Raw genomic sequence first — 14,999 nt, 5'->3', positions numbered from 1 at the left:
TTGCGTGGCCTACATAGGACGCGAACTCGGGTGAACCCCCCGGTCGCGTAGGGCGTCAACCTAACGCCGACTTTGCGGGTTAATGTCGGTCCGAAACCGATAACATTCGGAGGGTCCCAGGGCTGTGCGTATCGTGCGATTCATCGGCGGGCTACTGACCGGGCTGATAGCCCTGGTCCTGGCTGTCGCACTCTTTGTCTACTGGTTCGACTTCGCGTCGTCCATGGCCGCCGCCGCGGGGATCGGCGCCCTCGGCTATGTCTTCCTGTGGATGGCCTTCGGCCTGAACCTGCTGCTGTGGACCGTGGCCGGCCTGCTCAGGTTGGCCGAGGGCGGGGTCCGCAAGGCCCTGCGCAGAAGGCCCGAGGACCTCCAGCACACGGCGGTCACCGGTGGACGCCACCGGGAGCGGGTCCTCGTGGGAGCGGGCGGGCCGGGCGGCGACGTCGCGCTGGCCGAAAGCGGCCCCCAGGCCGGTGCCGCCAACGGCGCCGTCAGCAGGGTGGAACCCGGCGGCGACCTGACGGAGCAGCGCCTGACGGAGATCACCATCGCCGTCATCATCCCGGCGCACAACGAGGAGCCGGTGATCGACACCGCGATCTCCTCCGCGCTGGGCCTGTTCAACCGCTGGGACATCTACGTGGTCTCGGACTCGTCCAAGGACGCGACCGCCGAGATCGCGGCCAAGACCGGCGTGAACGTCCTCGAACTCCTCACCAACCGGGGCAAGGCGGGGGCCATCGAAGCGGTCATCGAGGAGTTCTCCTTGACCGAGAACTACGACGGCGTGCTGATTCTGGACGCCGACACGGAGCTTGACGCGGGATACGTGGAGGGCGCCAAGCGTCAACTGCTCGACCAGGACGTGGCCGCCGTCGCGGGGTTCGTGGTCTCGGAGTGGAAGCCGAAGGAACGCAACATCATCGGGCGGATCATCTCGGCCTACCGGGACCGCCTGTACTTCATGCTCCAGTACTTCATGCGTTTCGGTCAGACCTGGAAGCGAGCCAACACCTCCTTCATCGTCCCGGGGTTCGCGAGCGTGTACCGCAGCCGCGCCCTGCGGGAGATCACCGTCAACCCACCGGGACTGGTGATCGAGGACTTCAATATGACCTTCGAGGTGCACCGCAAGCGCCTGGGCCGGATCTCGATGCGGCCGGACACGAAGGCCTACAGCCAGGACCCGTTCACGTTCAAGGACTACCGCAAGCAGGTGGGCCGCTGGACGCTGGGTTTTTGGCAGACGGTCCGGCGCCACAAGGTGTGGCCGAGCTTCTTCTGGGTAGCGCTGGCGCTGTACATCATCGAGGTCGTCCTGGTCTCGTTCCTCTTCCTCGTCACCGTGGCGATCGCGGTGTTCGTGCTGATCGGCACGTTCGGCGGGGAGGCGGTGGCGGGGCTGCCGTACTTCTCCGACGGCTTCACCGCGGTGACGGCCTTCCTGCCGCTGACCGCCCTGATGATCGGTCTGCTCGTGCCCGACTACATGCTGACCTGCGTCATGACCATGGTCCGGCGGCGGCCGTCGTACCTCTTCTACGGCCTGTTCTTCTTCCCGATCCGCGTCGTGGATTCCTACCTGGCCTTGCGGATGATCCCGAAGGCCTGGACGGCCAAGTCCGACGGGCGGTGGAGCCCGCCGACCCGCGTCAACAACAAGGACAAGAAGTAGGCCCGGTCGGCAGTCCGATCGTGACCCATGTCCAGCCCCACCGGGCAGACCCGCTACGAACTGCGAAAATGTGAGATTGTCCGGGCACGGTCACCCCGAGGACCCGCCGTGCCGGACAGCGCTTAGCCTCGATGGAGGGGACCCGACCCTCCTCGGGGCGAAGTCGTTGAATGGGTGAAGTCGCAGTGGACAAGAGGCGTGTTTCGTTCGCGTTGTACCGGGTGCTCGCATACATCACGGGTGTTTTCCTGTTGGGGCTGACCTTCCTGGCCATGCCCGCGAAGTACCTGGTCGGTGAGACCTCGATGTTCGCCCTGGTCGGCGCACCCGAGGGCTGGGAGCACTGGTTCGGCCCCGAGTCACCGCTGATGCACTACGTCGTCATGCCGCACGGCTACATCTACATGGCCTACGTGCTCGTCACCCTGTGGGTCTCCCTGGACCGCCGTTGGGGCGCGGGCCGCACCCTGGGGGTCGTGCTCGCGGGCACCGTTCCGATCCTGGGTTTCGTGGTCGAGCACCGGGTGGTCAAGTCCGAGAAGGCCAGGGAAATCGAGGCCGAGCAGCGGGCCGCGCAGGCTCAGGAGCCCGCGCCCACCGGCTGATCCGAGTCCTCTCCGTTCTCCGCCGAGGCCCTACCCGTATTACGGGTACGGGCCTCGGCCAGTTCACGCCGCATGAGGATGATCCAGAAGACCACGGCGGAGACGCCGAACATGGCCCACTGGACGGCGTAGCTGAGGCTGCGCCAGTTGATCGTGAACTCGGTGGGCGGTTCCGGCGGTGGCACCGGGGTGAGCCCGTCGACGGCCGGTTCGCGCTCGGGCAGGGTGACGTAGGCCGCGTAGATCCGGTAGTCCCACTCACCGACCAGCACGGACGGGGCGATCCGTTCGACCGTGCCCGCCTCGGGCCGGCCCATCGGGACGAACCCCTCCGAATGCTCCTGCGGCGGCTGGAGCCAGCCGGTGACGGTGACGTCGCCCTCGGGCGGCGCGGGCAGGTCGGTACCGTCCTCGGACCAGCCCCGGTTGACCGGCAGGGCCACACCCTCCTCGGTGACCAGCGGGATGACCACCGCGTAACCTTCGTCCCCGTCCATGCGTTGGGGCACGAGGAGCTGCGACTCCGCGTCGAAGTGCCCGGTGGCCTCGACCGCGGTGTTCGTGGTGAGGTTCGGGTGCAGGAACTCGCCGGGCTCACCGAGATCGGCGATGGACACGGCGTCGGCCAGGTCCTCCACCGGGTTGGTGATGACGTCGCGGTCGGGTTCGAAGGCAGTGGTGCCCTGCCAGTAGGTCCCGGCGACACATACGACGGCCACGAGCACGGCCACGAGGTGCAGGCCGATCCAACGCGGGGTGAACAGCGGTGATCTCACCTCACCAGGCTATGTCCGCCTTCCGAGCAGCCGCTCATGACCCCATGTTGACGATGCCCACAGCGGCTTGGCCGTTCCCCACCCCAGGAATGACGATTACTTTAAGTAGTTTCTCGTGACAGAGGGTTGTCCTTCGGGGGTGCGGTGGGTAGTGTTCCTATCAACGCGGAACGACAAGATCGCTTCCACGTGGCAGACCTTCAAGGCCGCGACTCCCGGGGGGAGGAGTCGCAGGCCGCTTCCCAGAGCGAGGGTTGCCTCCGTACTTTGAGGGGGGATGCGGAGGCGACCCTCGCCACCTCGTAGACGGGGACGTTTCCACTAGTCAGTGGGGGCGTCCCCGTTGCTGTTGCCGGGGAGTTCCGCGTCGCTGATACGCGTTTGAACACCGAGGGCGCAGTGCGGGGTCAGTGCGGTCGTGATCGGAAGTCGGCCCAGAGGTCCACGGCCTGTTCCAGATCGAGGGCGGCCACATCCTCAGGGGGCATGCCGACGGTGTGGATCAGACGTTCGGCCAACCAGTCCGGGACGGGTTCTCTCGTGGGGGGCGATTCATGGGCCACCCTCTCCGCTGGTTTGCCGAGGTGCTCGATGACGACCGCGAGCTTCTGGGCGGCCGGGGTGTCCTTCGAGGCCGCCCGGACTCTCCGGGAGGCCTCGGCGTAGACCTGGGCGTCCGCTCGCGCTCCGACGGCCCAGACCTCGCAGATCTCCACACGTTTCTCGTCGGTGACGCGGTACACGACACGCCAGGTGTTGCGTCCGACGACCAGTTTGCGAAACCCTGTGAGTTCGCCGCCCAGGGGGTATCCGGCCTCTGGGTCCTCCTCCAGGAGAAGGACCTTCTTGAGGACCTTGGGTACGGCGTCCGGGCCGAGTCGCCGCAGATCGTCGAGGGCGGCGTCGGTGAAGGTGATCTCGGCCATCAGTCCTCGGGGAGTTCTTCGAGTGAGGCACGGCTGTGCCCGAAGGCGACCAGTACGTCGTCCATGGAGGTACGTCGTCCCCTGTCCGTGAGTTCCCGGGCCATGACCAGGGCGAGATCCCTCAGATCCGCTTCCGCCTGCTCCAGTTCCGCGAGCCGGGCGAACGCGACCACGGCCGCGACCGGCTCGCGTCGGCGGGTCACGATGACCTCGGTGCCCTGTTCCGCGTCGTGGACGATGCCCGCGACGCCACGTCTGGCCGCATCGGTGACGCTGATCTCCTGGGCGTGCTCAAGAATTGCCATACCTCAACTGTATAGAAAACTGTACAGATTGGCGACGGGTGCGCCTGTGCCGGGAACGGTTCAGACGCCCCGCCGCTGATACTCACCGTGATACCGCCAGCCGAGTATCAGGGTGTTCCTGGATGCTTCTGGACGTCCCCGGGGATACGGCCTACCCATCCCTACCTGCGCCTGGTGGTGCCTGGATGCTTCCCGTTCCCCTGCTCACACGGGATGCGGAGGCGACCCTCGCCACCTCGTAGACGGGGCGGATCCACTGGTCGGTGGGTCCGCCCCGCTCGTGTTTCGGGGCCCGTTCGTCAGGAGCCGTTCTCCCGGCGGCGTCGGATCGCCCCCTGGTGGAACTCGGCCCTGTCCCCCGAACCCCTGCTCTCCCGACTCCCCTGACTGCTCCGGGGCGCCGCCTCGGAGCGGTCGCGCTCCCCGAGGGTCTCGGTCCGGCTCCGGTGTCGCGCCGCGAACACCCGCAGGGCCAGGTTGACTGCGTCGTCCTGGTTGCGGGCGCCGGAGAAACGCATGGTCTCCCGGAGAGCCTCGTCGTCGATGTCGATCCAGGTCGGGCTCACTCCGCGCTCCTCGCCGCTCGGGAATGGGACCACCCCATGGTCCCGCATGCGGAGAGTGTCGAGTGCGCTACTCATCGCGGAATCCGTCGGCGTGTCGCAGGTCAGCCCATGGTCTTCTGGCCGTCGATGGACTCGCGGATGATGTCGGCGTGGCCGCAGTGCTGCGCGGTCTCGCGGATCAGGTGCAGGAGAACGTCACGGGCGGTCCAGGCGGTGTCCTCCGGAAACCAGGGGGCGGCGGGGAGCGGTCGGCTGACCTCCAGGCTAGGCAGGGACCGGACGTAGGCCTCGGTGGCCCGCGCCGTTTCCGCGTAGTGGGTCAGGATCTCTTGCACGGTCTCGTCGCCGACCAGCCGGAAGGTGTTCTCGTGCTGGTCGTAGGTCTCCTGGGACTCGTAGTCGACCTCCGGGGAGCCCTGCTCGATGAACCGGAGCCAGCCGCGTTCGACGTTGGACACGTGCTTGACCAGTCCGATCAGGTTCAGGACGCTGACGGTCGGCCGCTCCTGGAGCCGCTCGTCGTCCAGGCCCCGCACCGTGGTGAGCAGGAATTCGCGCTGCTCGGCGAGGAAGGCCAGCAGCGCCTCCCGCTCGACATCGACCTGGATGTTGCTCTCGGTGGCCGTCGCCGTCATGGGAACTCTCCTCCGTCGGGTCCGTCTCGGTACCTCGACTCTAGGAAGCATGGCGGTCAGTTCCTGTCCTCCATGGGAAGGGCATGACCCGGTTTTCTGGCTTCCTTGAAAGCACTGTGGATAACCTGGCCGTCTGGCGACCCGGAGGTTCCATGGCCCTGATACCGCTCCAGTACCGACTCGACGGCCCCAGGCACGCACCCGTCGTGCTGCTCGTGCCGCCGTTCGGAACGAAGATGTCGGTCTGGGAACCCCAGATGCCCGAACTCACCCGCAACCGCCAGGTACTGCGGGTCAACCACCGGGGGCACGGGTTCTCCCCGGCGCCCGAGGGGCCCTACTCGGTCGAGGACCTGGCCCTGGACATCCTCGGTGTGCTGGAGGAGCGGGGGTTCTCCCGGGTATCGGCGGTCGGAGCGGGCTTCGGCGGCTCCCTGCTGCTCTGGATCGCCGCCAACTCCCCCCGAACCCTGGAGCGGCTCGCGCTGCTGGCCGGGACTCCGCGCACCCCGGCCATGCACCGCTGGGACCGGATCGCCGCCAGAGTGCGGGGGACGGGGCTGGACTCGGTCACCGCGGACGTGGTCCTGCCCTGGTTCACCCCGGACCTGACCGACGACCGCCCGGAGGTCGCGGCCCGGTTCACCGAGGACTTCGGCGGTATCGACGCCGGTGCCTTCGCCTCGATCTGCGACGCCGTGTCCGGGCTGGACCAACGCAACCTGGTAGCCGAGGTGCGGGTGCCGACCATGGTGGTCTCCGCCGCGCACGACCCCCTGCTGCCGCCCGGGCACGGGCGCAGGCTCGCCGACGGGATCTCCGGTGCCCGGTTCGAGGTGGTCTCCGGCGCCGCGCACCTTCTCGGGGTGGAGCGCGCCGACCGGGTCAACGAGCTGCTCGTGGAGCACGTGGGCGCCTGACCGCCCACGGCTGTTCCCGTGGGACGCGGATCAGTCGTCGGTGGGTACCGGGATCAGCGGGCAGTTGATCTCCAGCAGGTAGCCGTCCGGGTCGCGGAAGTGAGCGGCCCGGATGCCCCACGCGGTCCAGTCCCGGGGCTCCATCACCTGACGGGCGCCGTCCGCGACCAGCTTGGCGGCGGACTCGTCCACGTCGTCCACCTCGAAGATCACCGCGAACCGGTCCTGGTGCGGGAGTTCGGGGTCGGCGGTGTCGGTCTCCAGGGCCTCGGCCATCACCTCGCGCTGGTTGATCGCCAGCCGGGTCCGGGACTGCACGTCGAACTCGGCGTAGCGGCTATTCTCGTCGCCCCACAGGACGGGGAGCTTGAGAACGTCGGCGTAGAAGCGGAAGCAGGCCTCGTAGTCGTTGACGAGGAGCCTGATGTAGCTGCAGCGCATGGGAGCCTCCTGCCGGGGCGGGGTTGGTCGTCGGCACCATTCTCACGTCTGAGCGTGACGGATCACTGAGTATCCGTACCCGGATGTCGCGTGGCCGGATGTGGCCACCTCTCTTTTTCGTCCTGGCTGACCTGCGGGTACGGCGCTGGGCGCTCTTTCACGGCCGCCGTTGTCACTCTGCTGCGCATGATAGCTCCTGTGCTCGAAAATGTAGTACATGTACTATCAATCGAAGCAGAAGGACGACGAAAGGAAGGACTGCTGTGACGAGTCAGGCGGCGCAGGGCCCGTCCAGGGCCGATACACCGGCCACCGGAATCCCGGCCGAGACCGTGCTGCGGGTCAGTGACCTGCGGATGAACTACGGCAGCACCGAGGTTCTCAAGGGGGTCGACCTCACCGCACGGCGCGGCGAGGTCATCGCGCTCCTAGGGCCCAACGGCGCGGGCAAGACCACCACCATCGAGATCCTCGAGGGCTTCCGCCGCCGCTCCGCCGGTGACGTCGACGTCCTGGGCGCCGACCCCGACCACGGCGACGAGGAGTGGCGCTCCCGGCTGGGAGTGGTCCTCCAGTCCTGGCGCGACCACGGCGCCTGGCGGGTCCGCGACCTGCTGCACCACTTCGGGCGCTTCTACGCCCCGCACTCCACACCCGAGCGCGTCCGCCCGCACGACACCGATGCCCTCCTGGACCTGGTCGGCCTCACCGAGCACGCCGCCAAGCGGATCAAGACCCTCTCCGGCGGGCAGCGCCGCCGCCTGGACGTGGCCATCGGAGTCGTCGGCCGACCCGAACTGCTCTTCCTCGACGAACCCACCGCCGGGTTCGACCCCAAGGCCCGCCGCGACTTCCACGACCTGGTCTTCCGGCTCGCCGACGAGGAGGACACCACCATCCTCCTGACCACCCACGACCTCGACGAGGCCGAGAAGCTCGCCGACCGCATCCTCCTCCTCGCCGGGGGCCGGATCGTCGCCGACGGCAGCCCCGACGAGCTCTCCTCCCTGATCGCCCAGGACAGCGAGGTCACCTGGACCACCGGCGGGAAGCGCCACGTGCACAGCACCGACAACCCCGCCAAGCACGTCGCGGAGCTGTACGCCGAGCACGGGGACGCGGTCACCGAACTCAGGGTGACCCGGCCGTCCCTGGAGGACGTCTACCTCGCCATGGTCCAGCGGTACGAGAGCGGCGACGCCGAGCGCGCCGCCGAAGAGTTCACGAAGGAGACCCGATGAGCACCTCCGTCGGCCCCAGGGCCAACGCCGCCCGCGCCGGACTGCACCGGGGCCTGATCGAGTTCCGCGCCTCGATGGGCAACGCCCAGGAGCTCGTCTTCGGCTACCTACTGTTTCCCGTGCTCTTCCTCGGGATGGCGTTCTTCCTCGACGACGGCGAGTCCGAGGGGATCAGCGCCGGGATGGGGATCGTCTTCACCGGTCTGGTCATGCTGATCGCGATCCTGGGCGTGACGACCACCGCCCAGGTCCTGGCCACCGAACGCGAGGACGGGACCCTCCTGCGTTCCCGGGCCGTCCCGCACGGCATGGTCGGGTACGCGGTCGGCAAGGCCGTGCACATCATGCTGATGTCGCTGTTCGCCCTGTCCGTGATGCTGGTTCCCGCGCTGCTCTTCATCGACGGCGTCGCCGTCCAGGGTTGGTCGGGCGCCCTCACCCTGCTGTGGGTGACCCTGCTCGGCCTGGTCGCGCTGGCCTCGGCCGGCGCCATCATGGGGGCCCTGATCAGCAACCCCCGGATGGGTGTCGGTCTGGCCATGCTGCCCGTCATGGCGCTGCTCGGGATCTCGGGGATCTTCACCCCCATGGAGTTCCTGCCCGGCTGGGTCCAGGGGATCGCCATGGCCTTCCCCGTCTACTGGATCGGCGAGGGGCTGCGCGCCGCGCTCTTCCCGGCCGAAGCCCTGGCCGCAGGGGAGTTCGGTGTCGCCCAGTTGCCGCTGGTCGCGGGGGTGCTGGCACTGTGGGCGGTGATCGGGTTCCTCGTCGCGCAGGGCGTGCTGCGACGGATGGCCCGGCGTACGTCGGGGTCGCGGGTCCAGGCGGCCCGAGAGGAAGCGATGAAACGTGCCTACTGAGAACAAGCAGAGCGGAAACGGCCGCCGCGCCAAGGCGGCGGCCGCGGAGACCATCTACAACCGGATCGCCATGCTGCGAGCCGAGCGCGACGTCTCCCGCCGCCAGCTGGCCGAGGCCCTGGGGGTCCACTACCAGACCGTCGGCTACCTGGAACGGGGCGAGTACAGCCCCAGCCTCCACCTGGCACTGCGCATCGCGAAGTACTTCGAGGTGCCGGTCGAGGTCGTCTTCTCCACCGAACCCTTCCCCCGCATCGGCCAGTAGGCCACCTCTCCCTCAGAAGGAGCCCCCCATGAAGTCCCTGAAGTCCCTGGCCCCCATCCCCGGCGACAACCTCCTGCTGGCCGACACCGAGAAGCCCGGGCTGAACCGCGTCCGGGCCTCCCGGTCCCGCCGACGGTTCCATGCCGTCCTGCTTGTCCTGCTGGTCCTGGCCGCCTGCGTCAGCCTGGCCGCAGGGGACATCGCCGATAACGGCAATCTGGATTTCCTCCTGACGGTGGCCTTCCTCGGTCTGATCGGCCCGGTGCTTTACCTGATCACCAGGCTGAACCAGATCACCCGGATGTCACTGCCGTACCGGCTCCTGGATGAGCGCCAGCGCGGGGACCGCGACGACGCGCACCGCTTCGGCCAGCGCATGACGAGCGCGATGCTGGGATCGAGCTTCGTCTTGTTCGCGCTCATCACGATCGTCTTCGGCCCCGGGGGAGCGGACTTCCCCGGTTGGCTCGTCCTGTCGCTGCTCTGGCTGCTGGTGACGGCCCACACGACGACCCCGGCCCTCTACCTCGCCTGGACCCAGCCCGACGAGCTCCCCGACGACGAACCCGAGCACGCCTGACACGCTCTCCCCGCCCCTAGGAGTCCCCCGATGAACACCGAAACCCTCACTCCGAAGCAGCAACGCCTGCACGCCATGATCGAGGACCCCAGAGCCCGCACCCGCTGGGCCCCGCGCTCCCGCCGACGCGCGCTGGTCATCGCCCTCATCACGGTGTCCCTGCTGAGCGCGCTGTCGTTCACCGCCGCCGTCGTCATGGACGGCCTGGCCGCCTACGTACCGTTCATCGGTTTCCTCGCGTTGGTTGTGCTCATCCTCTACCTGAGCGCGTACGTCAACATCGCCGCCCGCTGGGTGCCCGGCTACCCGGGACTCGACGAGTTCCAGCGCGCTCAGATGGATCAGGCAGCCCTGAAGGGTCACCGCCTGACCCAGATCATGCTGACGGCCGTGCTCGCCGTGGCCTCCGGGATCGGTGGCGCGATGATCACCTCGGAGCTGCCGGGAACGCTGATCATCGCGATCCTGCTCCCGCTTGTCCTGCTCACTGCCCTGTGCCACGCGAGCTTCCCCGCGGCCTTCCTGGCCTGGACCCGCCCGGACGAAGAAGACGTCGAAGAAGAAGACGACCCCGACCAGGCCTGAGCGCACCCCACTCCCCACGAAGGAGCGCAACGATGAACACCCGCGCCGAAGCAAAGGCGGAGGCCTACCGTCACAAGCTGCTGACCCGGTTCGAGGACCCGAAAACCCGCAGTTTGTGGGCCGACCGCCCGGCCCGCCTGCGCCGGCTGTACCTGGGCTTGGTTCTGGTTCTGCTCAGCATGGCGGCCCTGACCGTGTTGGTGCTGACCCAGGACCCGCTGGTGGTCTTCGTCGCCAGCCCCGCCCTGTGCGTCTTCCTGCTTCCACAGGCCAGGATCTTCCAGTTCCTCGAAGCCGGAGCGCGGACCCTCTACGGCTACGAGCTGGTGGTGGACGAACGCCAGCGCACCGAGATCGACCAGGCCCGAAACATCGGCCACTCGGTCACGACCGCCCTACTGGTCCTGACGGTGGCGATCACCGCTGCGGTCCACCTGACGATCACCTTCCCCCGGGCCGACCACAACGTGCCGCTGGGCATCTTCGTCCCGATGACCTGCATGATCCTGCTCCTGCACCGGTCCTTTCCGGCGCTCTACCTCGCCTGGACCCAACCCGCCGAGCTCCCCGAGGAAGAGCCGGTCGCCTAGCCCTGCCCAGCCCGGATATCGACCAACAGCCCACCGAGCTGCTAGCCCGCCGAGCCTCGTGTAGGACGGGCACTGCCCGCTGAGGTACTGGGGGAGGAGCCATCCTGATGTGGGCCTGCCTCGCTGTGCGAGGTTCCCCCGTTTCCCGCCGCTCGATGGTTGCCGTCTGCGCTGCGCGCGTCAAGGTCGTCGCCGTCGCGGCTTCGCCGGATCGGGGCGCTCCACCTTGACCCGCTTCGCTGCGACGGCGGTGGGCGGCTGTCGGGAAACGGGGCAGGAGTGGTCGGGGTGGCAGACGGGCCCCGGAGGGGCCGACAACTCACTACCTCGGCCTTCAGCCGGTGCCCTCACCCGGCCTGCGCGCAACGCCTGGCCGTGTCGCGGCCGGTCAAGGTCGGCGACGGAAAAGCGGCAGCGACGGCCCCGGTCTCCCCAGCCCTGCGGGGATCGGGTCGCGTGTCGCGGCCGGTCGAGCGTGCCATCGGACACCCGGTGGTGAGGGTGGGGTTCAGCGCTGTGGTGTTGGCCCTGGGGAGGCCACACCCGGTGGTGAGGGTGGGGTTCAGCGCTGTGGTGTTGGCCCTGGGGAGGCCAGGGTGTCCGTAACTTGCGTCTGGGGTTGTCCGCTGCTTCCGAAACCCCCTCATCCCCGGTGATCTTGCTACCAGAAGCAAGTTCGGCGCCGAACTTGCTTCTGGTAGCAAGATCATCTTCGAAACAGGGGCCGAAACCGGGCTCGGAGGACTGTCGGGTCGCGGTTGGTGTTCGCCGGTACGGGCGACCGGCCGCGACACGCGACCCGATCCCCGCAGGCCTGGGGAGCCTGCTGCCCTCGCTGCCGCTTTTCCGTCACCCACCTTGACCGGCCGCGAGCGAGGACTTCGGTGTCACTGGCAGCTGACTCGGTAAGGGATCTGCGCGAGTTCACCGATGGCGCTCTTGGGGATCAGCGATGCCCCCGGGCAGTATCAGTCGCCGGGGGCGTGTTGGTTTCGGTGGCTCAGGCCTGGATGGTGCGGATGACGCGGAGTGCGATGTTCCACTCCGGCGAGGAGAAGGCCAGCCTCGCTGTCGGATTCCTGTTCTAGTACAGGCCCCCGCTTTAGTACAGGAAGGGGTCGGGACCCGCCCAGCCGTAGGTGTCGCGTTGTCGGGCCTCGGCGAGCTCGTCCTCGGAGAGGACCCGGGGCTGGCCGACCTGGCGGGCGCGCAGGTAGGTGGTGCAGAGCCAGTCGAGCAGCCGGAAGTTCTCCATGGCGTGCTCCAGGTTCCGGCCCAGGGCCAGCCCGCCGTGGTTGGCGAGCAGGGCGGCGTCACGCCCCTTCAGGGCCTTGACCGCCTGGTCGGCGATGTCGCCGGTGCCGTAGGGCATGTACGGGGTCACGCTGATCGCTCCGCCCAGGCCGGCGGCGCGGTGGTGGATCGGGGGTAGCTCGGGGAGCACCGAGGACACCGCGGTGGTGTCGGTGGTGAACGCGTTGACCAGGGCGAGGGACTCACGGCCGTGGTCGGCGGCGTGGCGGTGCACGGCCATGTGGAGGGTGGTCTCGGCGGCCGGGTCGCGGCGGCCTTCGAGCATCCGGTCGTCCAGGGACATCACCGGGCAGTCCTGCGGCTGGATCTGGTCCAGCGGAACGCCGTGGGGGGTCACGACCACCAGGTCGCCGCTGCGGACGCTGACGGTCCCCGCTTCACCGGGGGCGGTTCCCGGGTGCTGGGCGATGGCGCGGGCGGCCAGGCAAAGATCGCGTCGTTCCTGTTCAAGCAGCATGCGTTCCTCAGCGGGGTGCGCGGGCGGCGGTCCATGGGGGTGTGTCTCGGCGGGAGTCGGCGAACCAACTTAGGTACACCTAAATGTACGTCAAAGAGTCCGTTTTGTATTCCCCGGGCCCCCGGAACGGAGAGTCAGGTCACCAGACCGTGCCGGTAGGCGTACACCGCCGTCTGCGGGCCCTCGCGCAGGTCGGGCCTGCCGGGGATCCGGCGGACGAAGGCCTTCACGGCGGCAGCGGGACTCTCTGCGAGGTGGTCTCCGACCTTGAATCGGCCGCAGAGGAGACAGGGGCCGACCTGTATCCCGCCGCCCGAGGCCTCGATCCCGGGGGCGTCCCGGCCCGGACCCCCGCCTTGACTTCTGGTACCTCCCGAGCCCCATCGTCTCCGAAGGCCCCGAAGGTCCCGACTCCGGCCAATCAACCGAGGAGCTCACAAACACACGTCAAAGACTCGTTCCGGTCTTCCCCACGGTGGAGTGTCCACCCGTGTTCGGGGAAGTCCGGAACGTAGGTGTTGTCTGAAGGGCCTGGTGATCTGAGCCACGGAAAAGGCATCCCACAACGCGCTGTTTTTCCTGATCAGTACGGGTTGTGGGAACGTTGTGGCATAAGTGACCTATGAGACGAGGCTGTTTGTGACTAGCGATCTTGGGCAAAAGGGGTCCGTGAACCAGACCCATGTATCCCTGCCGTCCGTGCCGTACCTGTCCGAGCCGGGTGCGGCCACGGCCACCAGTCTGTACATCGACGGAGAGTGGCGGGCGGCGCAGAACGGACGCGTCCGGGAGATCCTGGACCCGGCGGACGCCTCCGTTCTGACCATCGTCAGTGAAGGCGGCAAGGCCGACACCGAGGCCGCCATCGCCGCCGCCCGCCGTGCCTTCGACGGCGGCGAGTGGCGCAGCACCACCGCCGGGGACCGCGGCCAGATCCTCGAGCGGATCGCCGACCTGCTCCAGCGCGACCGCGAGGAGATCGCGGTCATGGAGTCGCTCGACACCGGCAAGACCATCGAGGAGGGCGGGATCGACGTCGACGACGTCACCAACGTCTTCCGCTACTACGCCGGGCTGGCCGACAAGGACGCCGGGCGCCTGGTGTCCGCGCCCGAAGGCGTGCACAGCAAGGTCGTCTACGAGCCGGTCGGCGTGTGCGGCATGATCACGCCGTGGAACTACCCGCTGCTCCAGCTCGCCTGGAAGATGGCCCCGGCCATCGCCGCGGGCAACACCATGGTGATCAAGCCGAGCGAGGTCACCCCGGTGACCACCGCCAAGCTGGTCGAGCTCACCACCGAGGCGGGCATCCCCGCCGGTGTGGTCAACATGGTCCTGGGCAGCGGCCCCGACGCGGGCGCACCGCTGTCCGAGCACCCCGACGTCGACCTGGTCTCCTTCACCGGCGGCCTGATCACCGGGCGCCGGATCATGGCCGCGGCCGCCGAGACGGTCAAGAAGATCGCCCTGGAGCTGGGCGGCAAGAACCCGAACATCATCTTCCCCGACGTGGACCTGGACACGGCCGTGGACTACGCGCTCAGCGCCGCGTTCTTCCACTCCGGCCAGGTGTGCTCGGCCGGTGCGCGACTGATCGTGCACAACGACATCTACGACGCCTTCACCACCGAGCTCGCCCGCCGGGCCGAGGCCATCCGGATCGGCCGCGGCCAGGACGAGGGCGTGCGCTGCGGGCCGCTGGTCTCCGCCGAGCACCGCGCCAAGGTCGAGAAGGCCGTGGCGCGCGGTGTGGAGGAGGGCGCGAAGGTCATCGCGGGCGGAAAGCGCCCCGACGACGCCGACCTCCAGGACGGCTACTTCTACCGCCCCACCGTGTTCGTGGACTGCGACCGGTCCATGGACATCGTCCAGACCGAGGTCTTCGGCCCGGTCGTGACCGTCGAGCGCTTCGAGACCGAAGAGCAGGCGATCGAGCTGGGCAACGACACCGACTACGGGCTCTCCGGCGGTGTCTGGACCAACGACACCGCCCGCGGCGAGCGCGTGGCCGCGGCCCTGCGCCACGGCACGGTGTGGATCAACGACTACGGACCCTACTTCCCGGGCGCCGAGTGGGGCGGCTTCGGCCGCAGCGGTGTGGGCCGCGAGCTCGGCCTGGCCGGTCTCGACGAGTACCGCGAGGCCAAGCACATCTACCGGAACCTGTCTCCCGAGCCGCAGCGCTGGTTCGGCTAGCGCCGGTCCGGTTGACCGACCCGAGGGTTCCGGGTAGCTGAACCGCCCGGAACCCCGAG

17 protein-coding genes are annotated in these 14,999 nt (G+C 68.4%); 10 read left to right on the top strand and 7 right to left on the bottom strand.

What is annotated here, in order from left to right; all coding sequences use genetic code 11:
• The first annotated feature begins 124 nt into the window (after positions 1–124).
• Positions 125–1,678, top strand: coding sequence for a glycosyltransferase family 2 protein (locus D457_RS0126755; RefSeq protein WP_017583753.1), 1,554 nt, complete (start codon positions 125–127; stop codon positions 1,676–1,678).
• A gap of 170 nt (positions 1,679–1,848) precedes the next feature.
• On the top strand, positions 1,849–2,283 hold the full coding sequence (locus tag D457_RS0126750; protein ID WP_017583752.1) for a DUF3817 domain-containing protein: 435 nt from the start codon (positions 1,849–1,851) through the stop codon (positions 2,281–2,283).
• Here D457_RS0126750 and D457_RS0126745 read toward each other — a convergent pair.
• The 5 genes from D457_RS0126745 to D457_RS0126725 form a co-directional block, all read right to left on the bottom strand.
• Positions 2,259–3,059, bottom strand: a complete 801-nt coding sequence (locus D457_RS0126745; RefSeq protein WP_017583751.1) for an SURF1 family protein — start codon at positions 3,057–3,059, stop codon at positions 2,259–2,261. The genes D457_RS0126750 and D457_RS0126745 overlap by 25 nt on opposite strands.
• Before the next feature lie 407 nt (positions 3,060–3,466).
• Complete coding sequence (locus D457_RS0126740; protein ID WP_017583750.1) at positions 3,467–3,985, bottom strand: type II toxin-antitoxin system RelE family toxin; 519 nt, start codon at positions 3,983–3,985, stop codon at positions 3,467–3,469.
• Positions 3,985–4,290, bottom strand: coding sequence for a hypothetical protein (locus D457_RS0126735; RefSeq protein ID WP_017583749.1), 306 nt, complete (start codon positions 4,288–4,290; stop codon positions 3,985–3,987). The genes D457_RS0126740 and D457_RS0126735 overlap by 1 nt, the downstream gene beginning before the upstream one ends.
• A 299-nt stretch (positions 4,291–4,589) precedes the next feature.
• Positions 4,590–4,856 (bottom strand): type II toxin-antitoxin system VapB family antitoxin, encoded by a 267-nt coding sequence (locus tag D457_RS37320; RefSeq protein ID WP_017583748.1) that lies wholly within the window; start codon positions 4,854–4,856, stop codon positions 4,590–4,592.
• 101 nt (positions 4,857–4,957) lie between these two features.
• On the bottom strand, positions 4,958–5,491 hold the full coding sequence (locus D457_RS0126725; RefSeq protein ID WP_017583747.1) for a DinB family protein: 534 nt from the start codon (positions 5,489–5,491) through the stop codon (positions 4,958–4,960).
• Positions 5,492–5,643: 152 nt separating this feature from the next.
• On the opposite strand from D457_RS0126725, the gene D457_RS0126720 reads away from it, so the two are divergent.
• Positions 5,644–6,411, top strand: a complete 768-nt coding sequence (locus D457_RS0126720) for an alpha/beta fold hydrolase (protein WP_017583746.1) — start codon at positions 5,644–5,646, stop codon at positions 6,409–6,411.
• A gap of 30 nt (positions 6,412–6,441) precedes the next feature.
• Here the strand turns inward: D457_RS0126720 and D457_RS0126715 are convergent, their stop codons facing one another.
• Positions 6,442–6,852 (bottom strand): VOC family protein, encoded by a 411-nt coding sequence (locus tag D457_RS0126715; RefSeq protein ID WP_017583745.1) that lies wholly within the window; start codon positions 6,850–6,852, stop codon positions 6,442–6,444.
• A gap of 263 nt (positions 6,853–7,115) precedes the next feature.
• Here D457_RS0126715 and D457_RS0126710 point away from each other — a divergent pair, with 263 nt between their 5' ends.
• The 6 genes from D457_RS0126710 to D457_RS0126685 all read left to right on the top strand — a co-directional run bounded on the left by D457_RS0126710 (position 7,116) and on the right by D457_RS0126685 (position 10,973).
• Positions 7,116–8,093, top strand: a complete 978-nt coding sequence (locus D457_RS0126710) for an ABC transporter ATP-binding protein (RefSeq protein ID WP_017583744.1) — start codon at positions 7,116–7,118, stop codon at positions 8,091–8,093.
• Complete coding sequence (locus tag D457_RS0126705; protein ID WP_017583743.1) at positions 8,090–8,953, top strand: ABC transporter permease; 864 nt, start codon at positions 8,090–8,092, stop codon at positions 8,951–8,953. The genes D457_RS0126710 and D457_RS0126705 overlap by 4 nt, the downstream gene beginning before the upstream one ends.
• Positions 8,954–9,023: 70 nt before the next feature.
• The gene (locus D457_RS0126700) at positions 9,024–9,218 is read left to right on the top strand and encodes a helix-turn-helix transcriptional regulator (protein WP_221319868.1); all 195 of its coding nucleotides are present in this window, start codon (positions 9,024–9,026) and stop codon (positions 9,216–9,218) included.
• 28 nt (positions 9,219–9,246) lie between these two features.
• Positions 9,247–9,798: a hypothetical protein gene (locus D457_RS0126695; protein ID WP_017583741.1), complete on the top strand. Its 552-nt coding sequence runs from the start codon at positions 9,247–9,249 to the stop codon at positions 9,796–9,798.
• Positions 9,799–9,828: 30 nt separating this feature from the next.
• Positions 9,829–10,383, top strand: coding sequence for a hypothetical protein (locus D457_RS34270; RefSeq protein ID WP_017583740.1), 555 nt, complete (start codon positions 9,829–9,831; stop codon positions 10,381–10,383).
• 32 nt (positions 10,384–10,415) lie between these two features.
• Positions 10,416–10,973, top strand: a complete 558-nt coding sequence (locus D457_RS0126685) for a hypothetical protein (RefSeq protein ID WP_017583739.1) — start codon at positions 10,416–10,418, stop codon at positions 10,971–10,973.
• 1,102 nt (positions 10,974–12,075) lie between these two features.
• Here the strand turns inward: D457_RS0126685 and D457_RS0126675 are convergent.
• The gene (locus D457_RS0126675) at positions 12,076–12,744 is read right to left on the bottom strand and encodes a class II aldolase/adducin family protein (protein WP_017583737.1); all 669 of its coding nucleotides are present in this window, start codon (positions 12,742–12,744) and stop codon (positions 12,076–12,078) included.
• A 669-nt stretch (positions 12,745–13,413) separates the two neighbouring features.
• On the opposite strand from D457_RS0126675, the gene D457_RS0126665 reads away from it, so the two are divergent.
• Complete coding sequence (locus D457_RS0126665; protein WP_017583735.1) at positions 13,414–14,940, top strand: aldehyde dehydrogenase family protein; 1,527 nt, start codon at positions 13,414–13,416, stop codon at positions 14,938–14,940.
• Positions 14,941–14,999 lie beyond the last annotated feature (59 nt).

It is taken from the genome of Nocardiopsis valliformis DSM 45023 (assembly GCF_000340985.1).
In the GTDB taxonomy this organism is placed as follows: domain Bacteria; phylum Actinomycetota; class Actinomycetes; order Streptosporangiales; family Streptosporangiaceae; genus Nocardiopsis; species Nocardiopsis exhalans.
The sequence above is the reverse complement of the archived record's forward strand: the minus strand, read 5'-3'. Positions and strand labels throughout refer to the sequence as shown.